The organism is Luteibacter sp. NPDC104163 (assembly GCF_055584245.1).
Genome location: NZ_JBVJMK010000007.1, coordinates 45,661 through 66,886, shown reverse-complemented (window position 1 = coordinate 66,886; position 21,226 = coordinate 45,661). Strand labels below are relative to the sequence as shown.

The following is a 21,226-nucleotide window of genomic DNA, read 5'->3' as shown; positions in this document are numbered from 1 at the left end:
CGCTCCCAAACCCCCGGGCAAAACTCCCCCCAACCCCCCCGCGGTGTTGTGGGGGGGCGGGGGGGGGGGGGGGGGGGGGGGGGGGCCCCCCCCCCCCCCCCCCCCCCCGCTCCCACAAGGTGCCTGGCATAAAAAAAGGGCGCGCCCAGGACGGGCGCGCCCTCTGTCGGCTCAGAATCAGCGTTGCAACGAACGGCCGCGGCCGATGCCGTAGTAGGCGAGGCCGGCTTCCTCGACCACCTGCGGATCGTAGAGATTGCGGCCATCGAAGATAGCCGGCTCTTTCAATGCCGCCTTGATCCGCGCGAAATCCGGAGCGCGGAAGGCCTTCCACTCGGTGACCAGCGCGAGCACGTCGGCCCCTTCGAGCGCCTCGTAGGGCTTCTCGCAGAGCACCAGGTCGTCGCGTTTGCCGTAGATGCGGGCGGTCTCCTCGCGGGCCTCCGGGTCATACGCGCGCACCTTCGCACCGGCTTCCCAGAGTGCTTCGATCAGCCGGCGGCTCGGCGCTTCTCGCATGTCATCCGTATTCGGCTTGAACGCCAGGCCCCACAGGGCGATGGTCTTGCCAGCGATGGCGCCATCGAAGTGACGAAGGATCTGGGCGAAGAGACGGGTCTTCTGCGTGTGGTTCACCGCCTCCACCATCGCGAGGAGGCGCGCGTCGTAGTCATGCGCGCGCGCAATGCGCTCGAGCGCCTGCACATCCTTCGGGAAGCAGGAGCCGCCATAGCCGGCGCCGGGGTAGATGAAGTGATAGCCGATGCGGGGATCGGAACCGATACCCTGGCGTACGAGCTCCACGTCCGCGCCCACGCGTTCGGCGATGTTCGCGATCTCGTTCATGAAGCTGATCTTCGTCGCGAGCATGGCATTGGCGGCGTATTTGGTGAGCTCTGCGGAGCGCTCATCCATCACGACCATGCGATCGTGGTTGCGGTTGAACGGCGCGTAGAGCTTGCGCAGCTGGCCGACAGCGCGCTCGCTGGAGGCGCCGACGACGATGCGGTCCGGGCGCAGGCAATCCTCGACGGCGTCGCCTTCCTTCAGGAACTCGGGATTCGAGACCACATCGAAGGCGATGCTGGCTCCACGGCTGGCGAACACCTCGCCGATCGCGCCACGTACCTTGTCCGCCGTACCCACGGGTACGGTCGACTTGTTCACCACGACGGCATAGCGATCGAGGTGCTGGCCGATGGTGCGCGCGACGCTGAGCACGTACTTCAGGTCAGCGCTGCCATCTTCATCGGGCGGTGTACCCACCGCGATGAAGATGATCTCGCCGTGCGCGATGGCGGACGCCGGCTCCGTCGTGAAATCCAGCTGCCCAGCGGCGTAGTTCCGCTTGACGATCGGCTCGAGGCCGGGTTCGTAGATGGGGATGATGCCCTTCTTGAGGCCCTCTACCTTGGCTTCGTCGATGTCAACGCAGACCACATGGTTACCCATTTCCGCGAGACAGGCGCCGGTGACCAAACCTACATAACCGGTACCAAAGATTGTGACCTTCATTCATGTCGCCTGTAGTACGGGGAATCGGTATCCAGCATCCTCCATCACAACTGGCTGTCGCGATCCAGGTTGTATTGGGCGGTGGCCGCGTTGTTGATCAGGCCCGATAGCGGGAGGAGCTGGCTGATGAAGCGGTTCCAGCGGGTGATGCCGGCGGGGCCGACGTAGATCACGTCGCCAGGTTCGACGGCGAACTGCCCGGCGACGGCGTACGCGGCGGGCGAGTTGTTGTCGAGCTGATAGATGGTGGCGGGAGCCTTTTCCATGTTCTCCACGCCGCGGATCACGTAGACGGATTTGCCGCGCGCGCTGGTCTGGTTGAGGCCACCCGAGCGACCGAGCGCCTGGGTCAGGCTGAGGTCGCTGGTCTTGAACGAGATGGCCTGCGGGCGCAGCACTTCGCCGAGCACGTACACCTCGTGGTTGTCGTTGTAGGGCAGGTAGACGCTGTCGCCGCCCTTCAGGTAGATGTCCTGGCCGCCCTGCAGCGTGTGCGAGAGCTTGTCGAGGTCGAGGTGGTACTCGTGGTTATCGCGCCGGAGCACCACGTTGGAGAGATCGGCGATCTGCGCATTGACGCCCGCGGCACCGACGGCCTGGGACAGCGTCAGCGGCGCGACCGAAATGTTCTGGGGTGATGTATTCGTGAAGGCGCCGCCCATGGTGACGCGCTGGCTGGCAAAGCCGACGATGCTGATATCGACCTGCGGCTTCGCGATGTACTTGGTCAGGCGATCGGAAATCTCCGTCCGCAACTGTTCGATCGTGAGCCCGGCCGCCTTGATCTGGCCGACGTACGGATAGAACAGGGTGCCATCGGGGCGCACCAGGCGCCCGTTGGCGGCGGTTTGTTGCTGCGAACCGGCAGGCGAGGTGAGTTCCGGGTGTTCCCACACGGTGATGTACAGCGAATCGCCCGCGCCGATGTGGTAATCGTCGGGCTTGTAGGCGGTCAGTGCGGGATCGAGGCTGGCCGGCGTGGCCGAGGCCTTGTCCATCGCGATGAGCTTGGGTGTGATGGGGACGAGCTGGTAGCGGGCGCCCGTGGCGGTCCGCTTGTCGTTCAGCTCGCCGGTGTTCATGTGCTGGCCGGGGGCCAGGACGCATGCATGCAGGAACATGCAGCATCCGGCCAGACCGAGGGTCGGCAGGAACTTCATCGTGCGCGGATTCCTTGGATACAACGACTGCCCGGAATCGGACGGTCCACTACTTAAACCGACCCAGCATTAACCAATCGGGAATACATGGACGTTTGGACGTCCATTCATGAACACAGCACCAAATCAGTGCGTGCCGCCGGTTCCACCTGTACCGCCCGTGCCTCCGGTGCCACCCGTGCCGCCGGTACCACCGGTGCCGTCATTGCCCGTACCTGTCGCCGAATTTGCCGTTGCACCGGTTGCTGCGGCCATGGCCGCAGTGCCTGCGCCGACACGTGCAGGTGCGACCGCGCCTTGCGATGCCTGGCGTGCCTGCGCCGGCGTAGCGACGCGAGCGCCCTGCGCAGCGTTGTTTTCAGCGGTTGCCGGCTGTGCGGCCGGTTGCGCCGGTGCGCGTTGCGCCTGTGCGAGGAGCGGAACGGTGACGGCGGCGATGGCGCATGCGATTAGCAGACGTTTCATGTCTGATCTCCTGCGTGTGTGAAGAAGAAACTGAATGAGAGTACGCGTGTCATTTGCGCATTGTGTGCTGACAAAACGCGTAAGACATTCACCGCTATCTATGTGTCAACAAGCAAGTCGTTCTGCTGAACGACGAAATTCAGCGAGTGTTTCTGTGAAACGTGTCAGGTTTCACTGGATGCACGATTGCTGTTGTTTTCGTGGCGATGCAGCATCCACTCATATTCTCCGCATTGCGAGAGTGGTGAGCTAACTGAGTCCGGTGCTCCGCGGACTCGGGCAATAGCGTGTTGGGCCGATACGAGCTTCGGGATGAAGCCTCGCCGGACCTACAGGGGGCACGTACCTTGGCATGCCGGTTTGGCCGGTGTTGTCTCTTGGCAGAAGGTACTTGTCATGCAACTGAAAAAAATCAACGCCTTAGTTGATCTGGAGCTTCGTGTTGGTGACCTGATGAGTGCGGTCACCGCGGCGCATCTGGCGTACCTGGCCCGCTTTGACGGCCAGGCGATGGATAGCACCTACACGGCGGCCATGGTCATCCTCGTGCTGTTCACACTGGTGTGCTCGATGCTGTTCCAGGTGTACGAACAGCCGCTCGGTGAGCGTCCGATCAGCCAGTTCTTGCGCATCGCAGCATCATGGGCCATCGCGTTCGCGGGCCTTATGGTCATGTGCTATCTGCTGAAGATCGGCGACACATTCTCGCGTGCGTGGGTGTTACTGACACTTCCGTTCGGTCTCATCGGCTTTTCGCTCGTGAGACTCATTGCGCTTGTTGCGTTGCGTCGGCTGCGCACGCGTGGCGAAGGCATCGCGCGTTGCCTCCTTGTGGGCGCAACCGACTCAGGACTGCACATGCTGGAGCAGGTGCGTGCAAATCCTGCACTCGGCATGGACATCACCGGATACGTGAAGACGAGCTACGACCATGCCATCCCTGATGGTGTGCCCAAGGTCGGATCGCTGCTCGAGCTCGAGGACATCCTGAAGCGCGGTGAATGGGACGAGGTGCTCCTCGCGTTGCCCGTGAGTGCGAATCGCGCCATCACGTACGCCATGGACCGCATGGAGCAGCACGTGGTCACGGTGAAGTTCGTGCCGGATCTGCTCGGCCGCCAGCTGATCAACCACCAGATGGAAGATTGCGGCGGCGTACCGATCGTCACGTTGCGCTCCAGCCCGCTCGAGGGCCATGCCTGGCTCGTGAAGAACGTCGAGGATCGCCTGATCGCCGCGGGCATCCTGCTCATGATCGCGCCGATCATGCTGTGCCTGGCGATCGGCGTGAAGCTTTCCAGCCCTGGCCCTGTGCTGTATCGCCAGCGCCGCGTAGGCCTGGATGGCAAGGAGTTCGAGATGCTGAAATTCCGCTCCATGCCCGTGGATATGGAGCGTAGCGGCAAGGTCGCCTGGGGCGGCGCGCAGAACAAGACGACCACCCGATTCGGCAAATTCATCCGCCAGACCAGCCTGGACGAGCTACCGCAGTTCCTGAACGTGCTTCGTGGCGACATGTCCATCGTCGGCCCGCGTCCGGAACGGCCCATGTTCGTGGAGCAGTTCAAGGGCGAGATCGACGGCTACATGCACAAGCACCTTGTGAAGGCAGGCATCACCGGCTGGGCGCAGATCAACGGCTGGCGTGGGGATACCGACCTGACCCGGCGTATCGAGCACGATCTCTACTACATCAACCACTGGTCGCTCGCGTTCGACCTGAAGATCATCTTCCTCACGATCTTCAAGGGCTTCGTGCACAGCGAGAACCAATCCTCCGCGCGCACCGGCATCACCGCCGCAGTGGCGCAGCCGGTCGAGCCGGTGGCTGAAGAATCGCAGTAACCAAGTAGAAAGGGCGGACGCTTGAAAATCCTGGTATGTGGTGGTGCGGGTTACGTGGGCTCGCACATGGTGCGCTACCTCATCGAGAGGGCGCATGAGGTCGTCGTCTTCGACAATCTATCGACCGGCCATCGCGAATCGGTGCCTGACGGCGTGCTGTTCGTGCACGGCGACATCGGCGATGCCGGCAAGCTCGCGCGGGTCTTCTCGGACCACGCGTTCGATGCCGTGATGCATTTCTGCGCGCGCTCGCTTGTCGGCGAGTCCGTGATCGATCCCTACGCGTACTACGAGAACAACGTCGGTAACACCATCGTGCTGCTCGATGGCATGCGCCATGCGGGCGTCGATCGCCTCGTGTTCTCATCCACCGCCGCCGTGTTTGGCCACCCCGTCTCCGACACGATCGATGAAGCGCACCCCACCGCGCCGATCAACCCGTATGGGCAGAGCAAGCTGATGGTCGAGCAGGTGCTTGCGGATGCCGCAAGGGCCTATGGGCTGCGCTCCGTCGCGCTACGCTATTTCAATGCGGCGGGGGCATCGTCGTGTGGGTCGATCGGCGAGGCGCACGATCCGGAGACGCACCTGATCCCCAACGTCCTGAAGGCCGTACTGGGGCAGGGCAAGGGCCTGAAAGTGTTTGGCACGGACTACGACACGCGAGACGGTACCTGCGTCCGTGACTACGTGCACGTGAACGACCTGGCTTCGGCGCATCTCCTGGCGATCGAATACATGGCCAGCAACGAGGGCGCGTTCACTTTCAACCTCGGCAATGGCGAGGGCTTCACGGTGCGCGAGGTGATCGCGGCAGCGGAGAAGGTCACCGGCCGACCCGTGCCGCACGAGTTTGCCGAGCGGCGCGAAGGTGACCCGGCGGTGCTGGTCGCTTCGAGCCAGCAGGCGCGCGACGAGCTTGGCTGGCGTCCGGCCATGGCGCGGATGGAGGATATCCTCGCCTCCGCGTGGCAGTGGCACCTGCAGCCGAGGTTCTGACCCCGGCCTAGCCGGTGGCGAGCTGACCGATCAGCTGCATGGCGTTCGGTACCGGCTTGCCATCGGCGAAGCAGGCCTTCACCAGCGCGTTGACCTGCGCCAGGCTCGGCCGGTCCTTGCGAAAGCGATCGAGCATCGCGTGGTCGGCCGCCGATGCAGCCTGCACGCCTTGGGCCCTCGCGGCGCCTGCTGCCGTCGCGAACATGCGGTTCTCGCCCAGCTTCGTCGCTGTAGCCACCTGCATATCGATCCCCGGTGACTGCGGCGCCACGACGATGTTGTCGTGGATCGCGGTGCTGCTCGGCACGCCTTTCCAGCTCGTCGCCTTGAACACGGTGACCTCGGCGCCGGCGATGGGCTTCTCCGGGATGATGATGATGTTGTTGTAGATCTGGCTGCCGTCGACGGGGCCCGAGATGCGGAGGCTCGCGCTGTCGCTCTTGCGCAGGGCATCGTTGATGCTGACGTTGAAACGCACCACGGTGCCCGTGTTGCCGATATCGCCGCCGCTCCGGCCATCGTTGCAGACCAGTGCCATGCCACCGACGTTGTCGTGGCTGTAGTTGTACTGGATCAGCGTATTCCGGCAGCGGAAGTCGGAGTCATAGGCCTGGCCGTCGGCGTAGGCCTTGTGGTCGCTGACCTCGTTGTACTGGACGGTGGTGTTGTCGCAGTCGAACGGCCAGATTCCTGCGGCGGCTTCACCGCGTGGCAGCGGACCGCACTGGCTGATGGTGTTGTGCTCGACCAGCGCACCGTCGCAGCCGCGCACGAGGATGCCATCGCCCGGCACGCCCGTGAGCCGGTTGCCACGCACGACGATGCCTTTTGCGAGGCCGCCCTGGCGGTTGCCGGCGGCGAGGAACAGGATGCCGTCGCGCTGGGTGTTCTCGAGGACGTTGTCCGTGATCGTGAGGCCGTCATAGCGTGTGGGCTTGTCCTTGCTTTTGGCCTCGACCAGGATCCCGCTGCCGCCGCCGTCCTTCTTCACCGGCAGGCCATTCACGTGATGCACGTGAAGGCCCTGCAGGGTGATGCCGTGGGCGACACCGAAGTCCTGGTGGAACAGGTGGACGCCCGTCCGTTTCGCGGCTGGCTGCGGCCCCTGGTTGGAAATCGCCAGGTTGCGCACGGTCCAGTACTCGAGGTTTTGCAGGCGCAGCGTTGAGGGCGCCTTGCCGTCGGCATGCAGGTGGGGCAGCGCGCCCTGGCCATAGGCATCGACGACGACCGGCGCGCCGGCGCTGCCCGAGCCTTTTGGCAGGAACGCACCCGGATAGTCGCCACCGCGCTTGAACAGAATCCGGTCGCCAGGCCCGAAACTTTGCTTGTTCAGCCGGTCGAGCGTACGGAACGCCTGTGCTTCGCTGGTGCCCGCGTGCGCGTCGTCACCGCCACTGGCGTCGACATACCAGGTCTTCCCGCTCGCAGCGCGCACGCGTGCCAGCGGCAACAGGGCAGATGTCGCGACAGCCAGCACGCTATGCCGCAAAAAAGTCCGGCGATGCATACAAACCCTCCTGTGGGAGCGCGCTCGCGCGCGATGGCTTTACCTCAGCGCCCGGGATTCAACGCCGCTCACTAAGCGAATACCGGAACACCCCGCCATGCTTCCTCAGCATGTAAGCGAACCCCGCGAGGTGCTTGATCGTCAGCCGCGAGAACTTCCGCGTCCGCCGCTTGTAGTCGTGGACGATGGAGATGCGCCGCGAATAGTAGTTACGTAGCCCGATCTTCCGCGTCCTCACGCAGAACTCCGCGTCTTCGGGCCCGAAGAAGATCCGGTCGTCGTAGCCCATCAGGAGCGCGGCGGTCTTCTTCGTGAACGTCTGGTTCGCACCGAGCACGTAATCCACCTCCATCGGGTCAGATTCGTTCTCGAAGACCGTGTCGGTCATGAGGTGGCGATCCAGCTCGCGCTGCACGAAACCCAGCTTGCGCGTGGCCGCGACACGCGCGGCGATGGGCTGGTAGAACCGGGGGAAACGGCGCGTGGAGTCCTGGCGGCTGCGGTCGACGTTGAGCAGTTCGAAACCCACGACGCCGGCATCGGGGTGCGAGGTGAAGAACTCCTCGACGATCCGGCCCGGGTCCTCGGTCAGGAAGATGGTGTCGTTATCCAGGGTCATGCAGTAGCGGCCCCGGGCAAGGAACAAGCCGCGATTGCGCGCCGGGCCGACGCCAAGGTTGCTCTCCAGCGGGAAATAACGCACCTGCGGCAACGTGGCGACGAACTCGGCGCTGCCATCTTTCGAGCCGTTGTCGACCACGATCACTTCGTCCTGGCTGAAATCCACCTTGTCCACCAGCGAAAGCAGGCAGCGCTCCAGGTTGGCCAGCTCGTTCCACGTGATGATGATGATGGATAAACGCTTCTCGGCCTCGCTCATGACGATGCTCCTAAGGGGTCGTGGTTTTTGAGGGAAGAAGCGGGGGCGCTGTCGCGCAGCGAGGAAGGGGTGATGACCGCGTTGGCCTTCACCACGTAGTTGTCCGGGATGACTACGGGGCCGAAGATGCAGGCACCGGTGCCGATCGTGACGTTATCGCCGATGGTCGGCGTGCCATCGCCGGGAAAGCGGTTGCCGATGCAGACCCGGGCGTACAGGGTGCAGTTGCGGCCGATCGTGGTCTTGCCGTTGATGATCACGCCGAAGGCATGGAAGATCACCAGGCCCGGGCCGATCGTGGCCGTGGTCGGCAGGTAGCTCTTGAACACGAACTCGGCGATCTTCTCGAACACGCGCAATGGCGTGTGGAACACGGTCCCGCGGGCGCTGGCGATGATCCGGTAGGTCAGGATTACCCAGAACGACTGGTCGAGCATCCACCAGACCATGCCGCGCCAGCCGGGCATGGCCTTCAGGCGGCTCGCATCGGCACGGAAATCACTGAGCATGGGCGGTCTCCGGGCGGGAAAGGGGGGCCTTGCTGCGTAGCCACGCGCGGCGCGCCTTCTCGTGGACTCCGGCTTCCGCGACCAGGCGCTGATGGCGAACCTGCTGCCGCGCATAGAACATGCCGACGAAGAACCAGAAATAGGCCTCGTAGCCGCTGAACTCGATGAAGGCGAGCATCAGGTAGAGAAGCAGGAAGGCCTTCACGTTGGTGTTCTGGCCCTCGGTCTTCGAGAACAGGATGTGCGCGCACATGATCAGGAACAGCAGGGCCGACTGCACGCCACCCTCCAGGAAGAACTGGAGGTAGATGTTGTGGACGTTGTTCTCGACGAACTTCAGGCCGGAGATCTGCTCCATGATCGGTACGCCATTACCGACGCCGTAGCCGAGCATGTTCTGTTTCAGCGCGATGCCGGCGTTGGTCCACAGGGCCAGGCGGCCGACGTTCTTATGCTCCAGCTGGGTCTCGGCCTGCAGGTTGAAGCGGTCGAGCACCGGCACATCGATGACCTGCGACAGGATCAGGCCCACGACCAGCACGACCATGGCGACGCAGAAGAACGTGTAGAAGTAGTAGTGGCGGGTCTTCCGCATGCGCCAGGCGGCGATGAAGATGGACACCGCGGCGCCGATCAGGCCGGCGCGCGAGAGCATGGTCGCGCTGGTGAGGAAGGCGATGCCCGCGGCGATGGGGTAAGCCCGGGTGCCGATAAGCAGGATGGAGAGCAGGGCGAGCAGGCTGGCCTCGATATTGCGGCCGCCGGTGGACATGTACAGGACGCTCGAAGCCGATTCGCTGCGTGTGTAGATGGAGCCGAGCGCGTTGGCATAGGCGATATCGCGCAGGAAGATGAAGACGATGCAGCAGCCCAGCATCCAGACGAAGATCCGGCGCAGCTCGATCTCCGCAAGTTTGTGGCCGAAGACCATGCCCAGGAAGTACGACGAAGCCACGAACACGATCAGCGTGGAGCGCAGGCCGCCACCGTAGGTCGCCGCGGCCGCCATCGAGGTAGCGGTAAGCACGCCGATGAAGGCGGTGGCCGGGTTGAGCTTGAGATGGCGCACCGCCGGCAGGTACAGCACCGGCATCATCAACAGCAGCAGGTGGTACACGTTCACGTGGGTCTTGCTGGCCGAACTGTGCCCGAGCGGAATCTGGACGAAGATCATCGCCATCAGGGTGATCGCCATCGCGCGGGTCTTGTTGATCGCCATCAGCCGAGGGCCACGCCGAAGAACTTGTGGATGAGGACCTTCAGCGTCGATTTGTACCCGCCGAGCGAGAAGTTCCTGGCGATATCACCCAGCGGCGGCCGCTCGCGGTTCATCACGTACTGGATGTTGCGGTGGTTACGCCGCTGGTCGGCGCTCATGAGGCCGGCATGCTTGGCGATGAAGCGCTCGCTGCCCTCGGCGCGCTTGCTCGAGTTCCGGATGCGGGCGCGGCTGCGATCGTCATCCACGAACGAGAGCAAGTGGCGTGAGCGCACGGCCGGGCCGAAACGTTCGGCCAGGCGGATCCACATGTCGTAGTCCTGCCAGCTCGGCATGGCCTCGTCGAACCCGCCCAGTTCGCGCATGCGCGAAAGCTCGGTGAGCACCTGGTTGCCGGCGTGGTTTGCGTAAAGCAGGCCGGGCAGGGTGAGCGGATCGGACTTGAACAACTCGGCGGAACCGTACTTCCGGTCGCGCAGCGGCTCGACCTGCTGCAGGTCCTGGAAGTAGCGGAACCGGGTGCAGGCGAAGGAAGGCGCATGCGCCTCGTACAGCCCCACCAGGCATTCTACCCGCTGTGGATGGAAGAAATCGTCGTCATCGAGGCCGGTGACATAAGTGCCACTGGCGTGCTCGATGCAGCGGTTACGGGCACGGCAGGCGCCCTGCGGTGTGTCGTTACGCAGGTACGTGAACTTGCCCGGGTATCGCTCGATGTATCCGGCCATCACCTCGGGGGTATCGTCGTCCGACGCCTCGTCACACACGAGGATCTCGATCTCCGGATAACTCTGGGCCAGGACGGAGTCGATGGCGCGGCGCAGCAACGCCGAACGGTTGCGGGTAGGGATGTAGACACTCACCAGCGGCATGGCGTGTTCGCTCCTCATTTCAGGCTCCCACCGGCGCCGCATGGCGCGAGAGCAACACGGCACGATTGCGCCAGGCCAGCCAGGCGAGCGGCGGCACGGCGAACGCGAAACGGATGGCGCAGGCCTTCCAGTCGTCGGCGGGGTAGATCGCGACGGCCAGCATCAGGAAGGCATAGGGGATGAAGCTCTCCAGCGTCCAGGCGCTGAAGAAATCGCGTGGGGTGATCGAAATGATCTTCGACGAGAAGAAGTAGTACGAGAGGATGGTGGAGAGCACCTGGCTGAAGGCCAGGGCCACCGCCATCACCTCGAGTGAGCGCGACATGGCGCCGAAAACGCTCACGGCGAGCGTGATCCCGCAGATCTTGAGGTTCCAGCTGAACTCGATGTCCGAACGCCCCAGGCTCTGGCTGAGGGCGCCGATGAGCGAGCCCAGCGGGCGCAGCATGCCAAACAGCAGCATCAGCGGGATGAGCGCGGCGACGCCGTCGTAGCGGTGGCCATACAGGATGGTCACCGCCAGCGGCGCGGCGACGGCCAGCATGATGAAGACCGTGGCGCTGAAGATGGACACGCCGCGCAGGCCGAGCAGGTAGATGCGGCGCAGCGCGGCCGGATCGCCCTGCAACGTGGCCAGGCGCGGCAAGGCCAGGCGGGCGGCCACGGGCATGATCAGCTTGGTGGGCTGCAGCACCAGCTCCTTGGCGAGCGAATAGACGCCCAGCGAGGCAAGGCCGAGGAATTTGCCGAGGATGATCTGGTCGGCCTGGCTGCGTAGCTGGTTGATCACCTGCGAGCCGAACTGGAAGGCGCCGTAGCGGAACGCTTCCCCGATGATCTGCCGGTCGAATTCGCGGCCCGGGTGCCACTCGCGGTCGGAGGCCAGCACGAACAGCGCGAGGCGCACGAAGCTGTTCACCACCATCGCCCATACCGCCGCCTCGATCGACGCGTTGAACCCCAGGACCATGACCACCAGGGTTGCCAGGCCGGACAGGCGGCCGGCGACTTCGATACGTGCAAGGCGCGGGATCTGGAACGCCTTGATCAGGCTAGCCTGGTACTGGGCAGCGACGCCAAGCATCAGGAAGTTCAGCGTGGACAGGCGCATGAGCTGGCCAAGCACCTCGGACTGGTAGAAGTCCGCGATGCCGTACGAGGCGACGAAGAGTACGGCGGCGGAAACCACGCCCAGGCCGGTGCTGATGAGGAACAGCGAGGTCCGCTCCGGCTTGCTGATGTCCTGGCGGTGGATGAGGTAACTGGAAAGCCCCATGTCCTGCAGCATGGTGGCCACCGCGTTCACCACGTTGACGATGGCGAGCGCGCCGAGCAGGTGCGCATCCACGTGGTGAGCCAGCAGGGCGATCTGCAGCAGCTGGCTGAGCGCGCTGACGACGGTCGAGCCAGCGGTCCAGAGTGCGTCGCGGCGAACGGATGCCATCGTGCGCCTCCGTCAGGCCAGCTGCGCGGCCAGCTGGTCGTGCAGCCGGTGCTGGTTGAAGCGGGCTTCCACGGTCTCGCGGGCGTGACGCGCGACGGACGCCAGGTCGTAGGATCCGTGCTGGATTGCCGTCAGCTTTTCAGCCAGCGCCGCCGCATCGCGTTCCGGGACCAGCCAGCCGCTCCGGCCGTCCTCGATCAACTCGGGGATGCCGCTGTGCACAGTGGAAAGGCAGGGGACGCCCGCGGCCATGGCCTCCATCAGGGAGACCGGGATGCCTTCCTGGTCGCCGTCCGCGGCGGTGACGCTGGGCAGTGCGAAGACGTCGGCGGCGCGCAGCGCGGCCTGGACGAACGCCTTGTCACGGCGGCCGCGCAGATGGATGTGGGCCGCCATGCCACGCGAGGCCACGAAAGCCTCGAGCTCGGCCTGCAGCGGGCCGTCGCCGATGATCTCCAGATCGATCGGCACGCCGTTCGCGGCGGCGTCGGCCACCGCTTCGCACAGGTAGCGGACACCCTTCTTCTCGACCAGCCGCGCAACCGTCACCACGCGCAGTGTGCGTTCCGGCGAGAGCGCGTCGCTTGCCCGGTGGCGGAACGGGAAACTCTCAAGGTCGACACCCATGCGGTGCACCTGGATCTTCTCCGGCGCACAGCCCATGGCCTCGAGCTTGCGCTGCCAGCGCGTACTGATCGGGAGCATGCGCTCGCCGGCGCTGAAGAGGATGGGGTAGTCCGCCGCGTGGCGGGCCAGGACGCTGTGCTGCGAAAGGTCGTAGCCGTGGAACACCGTGTACAGCGGGCCTTCGATGAGGCCGAGCGAACGCAGGTGCACGGCCAGGATACCGGTCGGACCGAAGTGGGCGATGATCGCGTCGGCCTTGATCGGGTGGCGGATCCGGCTCACGGCACCGGCGAGCGTCAGGCTGCGCGCGACGTGGCCGTACCGCCGGGCCGAGAGGGCGCCACGCACGCGCGGCTCGCCTAGTGCGGGCAACACCTGCTTCACGCGGTCGAGCAGGCGCTGCCAGCCGGGCATCACCGATGCCGACTGGTTGAAGACGAAGGTGGCGCGATCCATCAGGCCCCGCTGCTCCACGATGTCGCCCGGCGTGGGCGAACTGCCGCGGCTGACCGCCAGGATCCGCACATCGAACCCGCGATCGAGCAGGCCGACGATCTGGTCGATCACGAAGGTTTCCGAGTACTTCGGAAACTCGGGGAGGACGAACAGCACCACCATGGTCACGACCCGACGCCGAGCGTCGCAAGGACGGATTCGCGCGCGAAGGCCTTCTCGCGCGCCACCGCGGCGGCGACGCGCGGCCGCAGGCCCTCGTCCTGGAGCAGGCCGAGCACCTTGGTCTTCAGCGAGCCATCCAGCAGCGATTTGACGGGCATGGACAGCTCCGACGTGCCGAGCCGCTTCATCACGCCCTCGCTCTTGTGTTCGTACGCCAGCGCCACCGCCGGCGTGCCGAAGTTCATGGACATGATCGCGCTGTGCAGGCGCGTGCCGATGGTGAGCGCGCACTGGGCGAAGCGGTTGCCCAGCTCCACGTCGTTGAGCTCGTCCATCTCCACATCCATGGCATCGGCACGGCGCATCCGGTTGCGGACGCGCAGGGCGATCATGCGATCGTCCTTGGGGTAGCCATCGATCGCGGTGCAGGTGGAAAGGGCCTGCACCTGGTAACCCGCGTCCGCCACTGCGTCGAGCAGTTCGGCGAAGGCGGTTTCGTAGGTGTCCTGGCTGATGCCAAGGCGCTTGTCGAACGGGGCCAGTTCCCGGAAGGTGACCGCGACCGTGGGCCGTGCACTGGCCTGCACGGGCTCGCCGGTGGAGACCAGCCATGCCGTGTCGGCCGCGGCGCGCACCTTCGTCTGCGGCACCTGGCCATCGGCCATGTGCTTGAGGCTCACTTCCTCGCGCAGCGCGAGCGCATCGACCCGCGCCATGACGTCCTGCGAGATCCTGCGGAAGAACGGGTGCTCGAACGGACCCACGCTGTGGCCGATGAAGAAGATGGGCCGGCCGGCCAGCAGGGCGCACAACGAGTGGTCGTACTGCGTCGGCCCGTAGAGGTCCACGAAGAACGAGCCACCCACCTGGATGACCAGGTCGTACGACGCCAGCGAGGCGATGTACTCCTTGTGCCGGCGCGGCAGGCCGATGAACCGGGACCAGCCGGTCTTCATCATGTGGCCGTGCAGCAGCCACGGGATGAAGCGGCGGAGCACCTTGGCGCGCAGCGACCCAAAGCGCTTCTTCCCCGCCTCGTTGTAGTAAGCGTTGAGCGTATCCGGCTCGAGCCGGCGCCCCAACAGCCATGCGGAGCTGGTCGGGAAGCGGCTGATCACATCGATCCGGCCGCCCGGGATGGCTTCTTCCAGGCACTGGAGCAAACCACGAAGGATGGCGGCGTCACCGCGGTTGCCGCAGGTGTGGTTCCCGACGATAAGGATGCGCGTCATGGTTACGTCGGCTCGGTCTGGTACTTGTAGTAGGCGTAGGCGGAATACCCGGCGGTGCGGCGTTCCACGGCGTTGAAGATGGCGCCCTTGAGCTCGACGCCGTTCTGCTCGAAGCGTTGCTGGGCCAGGGCCAGCTCGCGCGCCTTGTTCAGGCCAAAGCGCGCCACGAGCAGGCTGGTGCCGGCGTGGTGGCCGATCACCGCGGCATCGGTGACCGCGAGGATCGGCGGCGTATCGATGATGATCAGGTCGTACTTCGGCACCACGCCCTCGATGAACTGCGTGAAGTTCTGGTGCATCAGCAGTTCGGAGGGGTTGGGCGGTACGCGCCCGCGGGTGATGAAATCCACGTTGGGCACGATGTTCTTCTGCATCACCGCGTCGACTTCACGCGTGCCGACGAGCACATCCGAAAGGCCTTCGCCGGCGCGGATACCGAGGTGCTGGTGCAGGGTGCCGCGGCGCATGTCGCCGTCGATCAGCAGTACGCGCTGGCCGGATTGCGCGATGACCGCCGCGAGGTTCGCGGAAACGAACGTCTTGCCGGCGAACGGGCTGGCACCCGAGATCATCAGGATGTTGTTCTTCGCCTCCAGCCGCGCGAAGTGCAGGCTGGTGCGCAGGCTGCGGAAGGCTTCCACGGCGAGGTCGGCCGGATCGGCGACGGCGAGCAGCGTGCGCTTCTTGCCGCGGTTGGTCGTGGTCTGCCCACGGCTGAGTGGCACGGAGGCGTAAACCGGCAGTCCCAGGTCTTCGATCGCCGTGGGGTCTTCGACGCCACGGTTGAGGATCTGCTTCAGGAACACGAAGGCGAGGGCAAGGAAGCCACCGAGGAAGGTGGCGATGACGACCACCAGCGCCTTGCGCGGCTGTACCGGCTGGTTCACGTCGACGAGCGAACGATCCACGATGCGCACGTTGCCGACCGTGCCGGCGCGGGCGATATCCAGCTGCTGGGCCTGGTTGAGCAGGCTGGTATAGGTATTGGAGCTGACCTGCACATCGCGGTTGAGCTTCAGCAGCTCCTGCTGGGTATCCGGCAGGTCGCCTACCTGCTTCTCCATGGCCGCCTTCTGCGCCTGCAGCGTGCCCATCTGCTGTTGCAGCGCCTGGTAGGCCGGGTGGTCATGGGTGAAGCGGCGATCGATGTCCGCCTGCTGCATGTGCAACTGCTGGATGTTGTTCTCGACGCCGACGATCTGGTCGAGCAGGCCCTTGGTCTGCATGCTGATATCGACCGCATGCGACTTGGTCTGGAACACGTTGAGGGCCGCCTGGGCGCGGTCGAGCTCGTTGCGCACCTTCGGCAGCTGGTCCTTCACGAACTGCAGCTGGCTCGCGGCTTCGGCCGAATTCCGTTCAACGTTCTGCCGTACGTATGCCTGCGTGACATGGGCCATCAGGTTCTGCGCGAGGACCGGGTCGGCGTTGTTGTAGCTGAGATCGATGATGCCGGAATCCGCGCCTTGCTCCAGGGCAACGATATCGGTCTGCAGCTTGCTGATCGTGGTGAGCGGCGGCTGCTCCACCACATCGAAGCGCGTGCCCGGGTTGGCGACCAGCTGGCGGATCTGCACGGTGACATCGCCCGCCTTGACGAGCTGGCCGACCGTGCCTTGCGCCAGGGTCTTGCCGTTATCGTCCAGCAGGGTGAACTGGTGGTTCTCGCCGGCACGCAGTTCGAGCTTGTGGTTCAGCAGGTTATCCGGCAGGTCGAGCTTGAAGATGTCGACGATCTCGCCACCCCAGCCGTAACGGCTCAAGCCGAAGCGGACGGGGCCGAGGTTGCCGGGCTTGCGGCCCCGCGAGAGATAGTCGCCGAATATCGGCATGCGCTGCGGATCGACCTGGACATTCAGCTTCAGCTCGTCGACGGCCTGGCCGATGACCAGGCGCGACGTGATGAGCGCGATTTCTGTGGTGGCTTGCGAAGCGGTGGTACCAAGTGACTGCGTGAGGTCACTCAGGCCGGGAAGGGAAGGCGTCTTCTGTTCCACCTGCACCACGGACGTGGCCTGGTAGATCGGTGTGGCGAACACCGTGTAGAGAACGCCGATTAGGAAGAAGGCTCCGGTGACAGTAGCTATGACCCACTTATGGTCTAAAAGCGTGCCGAACAGCGCGTTTAGGTCGAGGGTGTCGTTGTCACGCGCCTGATCTGTTGAGTTCATCATGCGTGGGCAGGGTGTCCCAGAGTGAAATGGCCGTCCGAACGGTTATAACGAGGTTTTGATGAATGACTCACTAAGCGCATGAATCTCACGCTTCCGTTCGACACAAAATCGCAACACCTCCGTGCACCACGGTGAATGCACCGTGATGGTGAAATCCATGTCGTAAGCACGTGGGGGACAGTCTTCAGAATTGTCGGACAAATGATGCCGCGACACTTCTAATCGTGGTGCTTCGCCTTCGGAGCTTAGACGCGAGGCGTGCGCGGCGGGTAGCCCACGCGGACGTGTTCTGCGACACGCATCAATAAAATACATATCCGATGTCGGATATAAGCGTAATTCGTGATGGTTCAGTGAGTGTGCATAATTGATACGTGCACGCTCACCTAACGAACGGTTCACGATCGGGCAGGAATCGCTGCGCTGCACATCTCTGCATGGCGCGTTGCGCCGGGACACGCGGCCAGCACGTGTCGCAGCGCATTAGGAGACGATTAACGCCAGCCGAGCGCCGGCGCGACGTGTTTCAGGATCGATTCGAGCAGGTGCACGTTGTAGTCGACACCGAGCTGGTTGGGTACGGCGAGCAGCAACGTGTCGGCCTCCGCGATCGCCTGGTCGCTGGCGAGATCGGCCACGAGCGCCTCGGGTTCGGCGGCATACGTGCGGCCGAAGACGGCTTCCATGTTGTCGATGAAGCCGATCTGGTCGCTACTCTTGCTGCGGCCAAAGTAGGCGCGATCCATGTCGTTCATCAGCGGGAAGATCGAACGCAGCACCGACACCCGCGGCTCGCGCGCGTGACCCGCCTCAACCCAGGCCTCGCGATAGGCACGCATCTGCTTCGCCTGCTGCACATGCAGCGGCTCGTTGGTTTCGTTGGCCTTGAGCGTGGAGCTCTGCAGGTTCATGCCCATCTTCGCCGCCCATACTGCCGTGGCGTTGGACGCGGAGCCCCACCAGATACGGTCGCGCAGGCCGGGCGCATGCGGCTCGGGGCGCAGAAGGCCCGGTGGGTTGGGAAACATGGGATTCGGATTGGGTTCGGCGAAGCCCTTGCCTTCGAGCAACTGCAGGAACACTTCCGCGTGGCGCCGGCCCATATCGGCGTCGGTTTCACCTTCGTCCGGTGCGTAGCCGAAGTGGCGCCAGCCATCGATGACCTGCTCGGGTGAGCCACGGCTGATGCCGAGCTGCAGGCGTCCGCCGCTGATAAGGTCCGCGGCGCCGGCGGTTTCCAGCATGTAGAGGGGATTCTCGTAGCGCATGTCGATCACGCCGGTACCGATCTCGATGCGGCTCGTGCGCGCGCCGATCGCCGCAAGGAGCGGGAAGGGCGACGCAAGCTGGTTGGCGAAGTGATGCACGCGGAAGTACGCACCGTCCGCGCCGACCGCTTCCGCCGCCACTGCCAGGTCGATCGATTGCAGAAGCACATCCTTCGCCGAACGCGTCCCCGAGTGAGGGGAGTCGGTCCAGTGGCCGAACGAGAGGAAGCCGATGCGTTTCATGGCGGGGCCCTGGCTGCCGTCGCGGGGTGCGACGCGATAGAGCGGATCATACGCCGTGTGCGTGGCCTCCCGACCGGGTGTGACGATGCCTCGTCTCGAACACAGTGTTCTCCAGGAGGTCACAACCGTTCGGCAGATGGAACCCCGGAACGTGGCGATGCCCGATGTCGACAAGTCCCGTGCCCGCCGCGAGCATGGGCTTCTTGCGGATGACCTCGGCCAGTGCCGCCTGGAAGGCGGCCGCGAAGCCGATGCGCGGGTAAAGCTGCAGCGTGTGGTCGATCAGCGCTGGCGTCACCTCGTCGTAGTAGAAGCCGAGCACGTCGAGGTGCGAGCCCATGTGGACGAGGGCAATCTCCGGCGCCTTGTACTCGGCGATGCCGATGCTGGAGTGGAACGCGATCGCATCCCAGACCGTCTGCGCGCGTTCCTCGTCGAAGCCATCGGCGCGCAGCGTGCTGCGGGCGGCATCGGCGCCATCCACTTCAAAGCGCTTGTCGGCGTGGAACGGCTCGGCAAGGCCGAGGTCGTGCATGACCGATGCAAGGTAAACGACCTCACGATCGTATGTGAGGCCACGCTTGCGGCCGAGGAAATCGGCGAACCACCAGGAGCGATGGACATGGTTGAGCATTTCGCGGTTGTGCACGCGCGCGACGAGGTCGTTGGCCTTGCGGGTATAGGCGGTATCCGGGGCGAGGATGCCGGCAATGGAGACGGGGGCTTGCATGGTGGGGCCTGCAATGACGGGAAAGTTTTCCTATCGTAGGGACGGCATGGCGCTACGATTAGGGCCAACACGGGACCGACAGCCGGTCAGGAATCGATGGAATGGATCGCTTGACTTGCATGGCCGTTTTCGAAGCCGCGGTGCGGATGGGCAGCATCGCAGCGGCGGCGCGGGCCTTCGACATGACGCCGTCCCGGGCGAGCAAGCACCTGGCGGCCCTGGAAACGGAGCTTGGCGTCGCGCTGCTCCGGCGCTCGACGCGGCAACTGGCATTGACCCCGGAGGGTGATCGTTACCTCGATCGGTGCCGGCAGATCCTGGGTGCGGTCCGCGAGGCGGATGACGAGGCGCGGGCGCAGACCGGGGCGATCTCGGGCACGTTGCGCGTGACGGCGCCGGTGACGTTTGGCGCGCTCCACCTGGGACCGGTCGTCGCCGGGTTCCTCGAGCGGCACCCCGGTGTCAGCCTGCAGGTCCAGCTGGACGACCGCTACCGTGACATGCGCAGCGACGCGGTCGATGTAGCGTTGCGCATTGGCAAGCTGGCGAATTCAACGCTGGTGGCGCGGCGTCTTGGCGCGTGCCGGATGGTCCTGTGTGCGTCGCCTGGATTCCTTGCGAAGCACGGACCACTGCTGACGCCGGCCGACCTTGCCGGACTACCCATGCTTGCGTTCAGCGAGGCCGTATCGCCCGCGGACTGGACGGTGCGCGACGCGAGCGGGAAGAGCCATCGCATCGCGGGCAAGACGCGTCTCGCCGCGGACAACGTCCAGATGCTTTCCGCCGCGGCGGTCGCGGGCGCGGGGGTGGTCTTCGGGCCGAGCTTCATTCTTGGGCCGGCGATGCAGGGCGGCGAACTGGTACAGGTGCTGCCAGGCTATTCCGCGGAAAGCCTCGACATCAGCATCGTATACGCCACCCGTGCCCACCTTCCGAGCACGGTGCGGGCGTTCGTCGACTACCTGGTCGAGCAGCTGCGTGAGCCTTTCGATTGGGATCGGGGCATGGATCACTGATGAGGTCCGAGAAGACCCGCTAGGCCGCGATCTTCCGCACCGCTAGAATGGCCGAATCCATCCCCCCGGCCGCACCATGCCTCTCCATTTCTCCTGCACCATGTGCGGCCGCTGCTGTCATGGCCTGCGCCTTCCGTTGAGCCTGGATGAAGCGCGGCGGTGGCTCGATGATGGCGGCGAGGTCGAAGTTTTTTGCGAGGCCGTGCCATGGCCCGAAGAACCCGCCGCCGATAACGGTCCGGCGTGGCACAAGCGCAAGCGTTCTTTCCTGGCACGTAGCGGCCAGCTCCCGGTTCGCGTGGTCGTGACCCTGGTGGCGAGTTTCGATGGCGCCTGCCCGAACCTGCGCGCCGACATGGGTTGCGGAATCTACGAGCGCCGGCCGACAGCGTGCCGCGTGTACCCGGCCGAGGTGAACCCGTTCATCGATGTGGATCCGGCGCTGAAGCTTTGCCCGCCCGAGGCCTGGCAGACGCCCGAGGTGCTGCAGGCCGATGACGGCACCTGGGCCGATCCGGTGGTCGCCGCGGCAGTCGTCCGGCGCCGTGAGGATGACTATGTGGAAGCCGATGCGAAGCACGAGCTGTGCAACCTCCTAGGCATCCATGAGGCCGGGTTGGCCAACGAAGGCATGCTGGCCCACACGCCAGGCCGCGAACGCATGCGCGAGGTTTTGCAAGCCATGGCGGTTCCGTCCAAATCCGCTGCGCCGGAAGCGGACTGGATCCTGGTGTCGCACCGGTTGCGCACGATGTGGCTGCTCGAATCGGCAGGCGCACGTGGCCTCCAGGCCGCGGATCTCGAAGGCGCCGGCCGGCGTTTCGTCAGCTTCGTCGGCGACGAATAGCCGCATCGCACTTGCCACCCGACGTGGCCGTGGTGGATCCTTTCGCCTGA

General features: G+C 64.8%; 18 protein-coding genes. 4 read left to right on the top strand and 14 right to left on the bottom strand.

What is annotated here, in order from left to right; genetic code table 11:
* Positions 1-177: 177 nt before the first annotated feature.
* The 3 genes from ACZ6YI_RS10555 to ACZ6YI_RS10545 form a co-directional block, all read right to left on the bottom strand.
* Positions 178-1,515: a UDP-glucose dehydrogenase family protein gene (locus ACZ6YI_RS10555; RefSeq protein ID WP_465778595.1), complete on the bottom strand. Its 1,338-nt coding sequence runs from the start codon at positions 1,513-1,515 to the stop codon at positions 178-180.
* A gap of 44 nt (positions 1,516-1,559) precedes the next feature.
* Positions 1,560-2,675 (bottom strand): polysaccharide biosynthesis/export family protein, encoded by a 1,116-nt coding sequence (locus tag ACZ6YI_RS10550; RefSeq protein ID WP_465778594.1) that lies wholly within the window; start codon positions 2,673-2,675, stop codon positions 1,560-1,562.
* A 126-nt stretch (positions 2,676-2,801) separates the two neighbouring features.
* The gene (locus ACZ6YI_RS10545) at positions 2,802-3,140 is read right to left on the bottom strand and encodes a hypothetical protein (protein ID WP_440328070.1); all 339 of its coding nucleotides are present in this window, start codon (positions 3,138-3,140) and stop codon (positions 2,802-2,804) included.
* A gap of 396 nt (positions 3,141-3,536) precedes the next feature.
* Between ACZ6YI_RS10545 and ACZ6YI_RS10540 the strand changes: the two genes are divergently transcribed.
* The gene (locus ACZ6YI_RS10540; protein ID WP_465778593.1) at positions 3,537-4,985 is read left to right on the top strand and encodes an undecaprenyl-phosphate glucose phosphotransferase; all 1,449 of its coding nucleotides are present in this window, start codon (positions 3,537-3,539) and stop codon (positions 4,983-4,985) included.
* Positions 4,986-5,006: 21 nt separating this feature from the next.
* Positions 5,007-5,984 carry a UDP-glucose 4-epimerase GalE gene (gene galE / locus ACZ6YI_RS10535; protein ID WP_465778592.1) on the top strand — a complete coding sequence of 326 codons (978 nt, stop codon included), beginning with the start codon at positions 5,007-5,009 and terminating at the stop codon, positions 5,982-5,984.
* Positions 5,985-5,991: 7 nt separating this feature from the next.
* Here the strand turns inward: galE and ACZ6YI_RS10530 are convergent, their stop codons facing one another.
* From ACZ6YI_RS10530 to ACZ6YI_RS10480, 11 genes are all read right to left on the bottom strand, one after another.
* Positions 5,992-7,494, bottom strand: a complete 1,503-nt coding sequence (locus ACZ6YI_RS10530) for a right-handed parallel beta-helix repeat-containing protein (RefSeq protein ID WP_465778591.1) — start codon at positions 7,492-7,494, stop codon at positions 5,992-5,994.
* A 58-nt stretch (positions 7,495-7,552) separates the two neighbouring features.
* The gene (locus ACZ6YI_RS10525) at positions 7,553-8,374 is read right to left on the bottom strand and encodes a glycosyltransferase family 2 protein (protein ID WP_440324487.1); all 822 of its coding nucleotides are present in this window, start codon (positions 8,372-8,374) and stop codon (positions 7,553-7,555) included.
* The gene (locus ACZ6YI_RS10520; protein WP_440324485.1) at positions 8,371-8,883 is read right to left on the bottom strand and encodes a serine O-acetyltransferase; all 513 of its coding nucleotides are present in this window, start codon (positions 8,881-8,883) and stop codon (positions 8,371-8,373) included. Before ACZ6YI_RS10520 ends, ACZ6YI_RS10525 begins: the two co-directional genes overlap by 4 nt.
* Positions 8,873-10,102 (bottom strand): O-antigen ligase family protein, encoded by a 1,230-nt coding sequence (locus ACZ6YI_RS10515; RefSeq protein ID WP_465778590.1) that lies wholly within the window; start codon positions 10,100-10,102, stop codon positions 8,873-8,875. The genes ACZ6YI_RS10520 and ACZ6YI_RS10515 overlap by 11 nt, the downstream gene beginning before the upstream one ends.
* The gene (locus tag ACZ6YI_RS10510) at positions 10,102-10,992 is read right to left on the bottom strand and encodes a glycosyltransferase family 2 protein (RefSeq protein WP_465778589.1); all 891 of its coding nucleotides are present in this window, start codon (positions 10,990-10,992) and stop codon (positions 10,102-10,104) included. The genes ACZ6YI_RS10515 and ACZ6YI_RS10510 overlap by 1 nt, the downstream gene beginning before the upstream one ends.
* 1 nt (position 10,993) lies before the next feature.
* Positions 10,994-12,418, bottom strand: a complete 1,425-nt coding sequence (locus tag ACZ6YI_RS10505; protein ID WP_440324479.1) for an MOP flippase family protein — start codon at positions 12,416-12,418, stop codon at positions 10,994-10,996.
* Between the two features lie 12 nt (positions 12,419-12,430).
* Complete coding sequence (locus ACZ6YI_RS10500) at positions 12,431-13,663, bottom strand: glycosyltransferase (protein ID WP_465778784.1); 1,233 nt, start codon at positions 13,661-13,663, stop codon at positions 12,431-12,433.
* Between the two features lie 2 nt (positions 13,664-13,665).
* Complete coding sequence (gene wcaK, locus ACZ6YI_RS10495; protein WP_465778588.1) at positions 13,666-14,895, bottom strand: colanic acid biosynthesis pyruvyl transferase WcaK; 1,230 nt, start codon at positions 14,893-14,895, stop codon at positions 13,666-13,668.
* 2 nt (positions 14,896-14,897) lie between these two features.
* Positions 14,898-17,069 (bottom strand): polysaccharide biosynthesis tyrosine autokinase, encoded by a 2,172-nt coding sequence (locus tag ACZ6YI_RS10490; protein WP_465778587.1) that lies wholly within the window; start codon positions 17,067-17,069, stop codon positions 14,898-14,900.
* A gap of 494 nt (positions 17,070-17,563) precedes the next feature.
* Positions 17,564-18,580: an LLM class flavin-dependent oxidoreductase gene (locus tag ACZ6YI_RS10485; RefSeq protein ID WP_465778586.1), complete on the bottom strand. Its 1,017-nt coding sequence runs from the start codon at positions 18,578-18,580 to the stop codon at positions 17,564-17,566.
* A gap of 46 nt (positions 18,581-18,626) precedes the next feature.
* Complete coding sequence (locus tag ACZ6YI_RS10480; RefSeq protein ID WP_465778585.1) at positions 18,627-19,310, bottom strand: hypothetical protein; 684 nt, start codon at positions 19,308-19,310, stop codon at positions 18,627-18,629.
* Positions 19,311-19,429: 119 nt separating this feature from the next.
* Between ACZ6YI_RS10480 and ACZ6YI_RS10475 the strand changes: the two genes are divergently transcribed.
* Positions 19,430-20,329: a LysR family transcriptional regulator gene (locus tag ACZ6YI_RS10475; protein WP_465778584.1), complete on the top strand. Its 900-nt coding sequence runs from the start codon at positions 19,430-19,432 to the stop codon at positions 20,327-20,329.
* A 76-nt stretch (positions 20,330-20,405) separates the two neighbouring features.
* The gene (locus ACZ6YI_RS10470) at positions 20,406-21,176 is read left to right on the top strand and encodes a YkgJ family cysteine cluster protein (protein WP_465778583.1); all 771 of its coding nucleotides are present in this window, start codon (positions 20,406-20,408) and stop codon (positions 21,174-21,176) included.
* Positions 21,177-21,226 lie beyond the last annotated feature (50 nt).

Excerpts from the sequence above, each read along its gene's own strand:
- ACZ6YI_RS10555 (WP_465778595.1), bottom strand. The coding sequence starts at position 1,515 with ATGAAGGTCACAATCTTTGGTACCGGTTATGTAGGTTTGGTCACCGGC.
- ACZ6YI_RS10550 (WP_465778594.1), bottom strand. The coding sequence starts at position 2,675 with ATGAAGTTCCTGCCGACCCTCGGTCTGGCCGGATGCTGCATGTTCCTG.
- ACZ6YI_RS10545 (WP_440328070.1), bottom strand. The coding sequence starts at position 3,140 with ATGAAACGTCTGCTAATCGCATGCGCCATCGCCGCCGTCACCGTTCCG.
- ACZ6YI_RS10540 (WP_465778593.1), top strand. The coding sequence starts at position 3,537 with ATGCAACTGAAAAAAATCAACGCCTTAGTTGATCTGGAGCTTCGTGTT.
- ACZ6YI_RS10530 (WP_465778591.1), bottom strand. The coding sequence starts at position 7,494 with ATGCATCGCCGGACTTTTTTGCGGCATAGCGTGCTGGCTGTCGCGACA.
- ACZ6YI_RS10525 (WP_440324487.1), bottom strand. The coding sequence starts at position 8,374 with ATGAGCGAGGCCGAGAAGCGTTTATCCATCATCATCATCACGTGGAAC.
- ACZ6YI_RS10520 (WP_440324485.1), bottom strand. The coding sequence starts at position 8,883 with ATGCTCAGTGATTTCCGTGCCGATGCGAGCCGCCTGAAGGCCATGCCC.
- ACZ6YI_RS10515 (WP_465778590.1), bottom strand. The coding sequence starts at position 10,102 with ATGGCGATCAACAAGACCCGCGCGATGGCGATCACCCTGATGGCGATG.
- ACZ6YI_RS10510 (WP_465778589.1), bottom strand. The coding sequence starts at position 10,992 with ATGAGGAGCGAACACGCCATGCCGCTGGTGAGTGTCTACATCCCTACC.
- ACZ6YI_RS10505 (WP_440324479.1), bottom strand. The coding sequence starts at position 12,418 with ATGGCATCCGTTCGCCGCGACGCACTCTGGACCGCTGGCTCGACCGTC.
- ACZ6YI_RS10500 (WP_465778784.1), bottom strand. The coding sequence starts at position 13,663 with ATGGTGGTGCTGTTCGTCCTCCCCGAGTTTCCGAAGTACTCGGAAACC.
- wcaK (WP_465778588.1), bottom strand. The coding sequence starts at position 14,895 with ATGACGCGCATCCTTATCGTCGGGAACCACACCTGCGGCAACCGCGGT.
- ACZ6YI_RS10490 (WP_465778587.1), bottom strand. The coding sequence starts at position 17,069 with ATGATGAACTCAACAGATCAGGCGCGTGACAACGACACCCTCGACCTA.
- ACZ6YI_RS10485 (WP_465778586.1), bottom strand. The coding sequence starts at position 18,580 with ATGAAACGCATCGGCTTCCTCTCGTTCGGCCACTGGACCGACTCCCCT.
- ACZ6YI_RS10480 (WP_465778585.1), bottom strand. The coding sequence starts at position 19,310 with ATGCAAGCCCCCGTCTCCATTGCCGGCATCCTCGCCCCGGATACCGCC.
- ACZ6YI_RS10475 (WP_465778584.1), top strand. The coding sequence starts at position 19,430 with ATGGCCGTTTTCGAAGCCGCGGTGCGGATGGGCAGCATCGCAGCGGCG.
- ACZ6YI_RS10470 (WP_465778583.1), top strand. The coding sequence starts at position 20,406 with ATGCCTCTCCATTTCTCCTGCACCATGTGCGGCCGCTGCTGTCATGGC.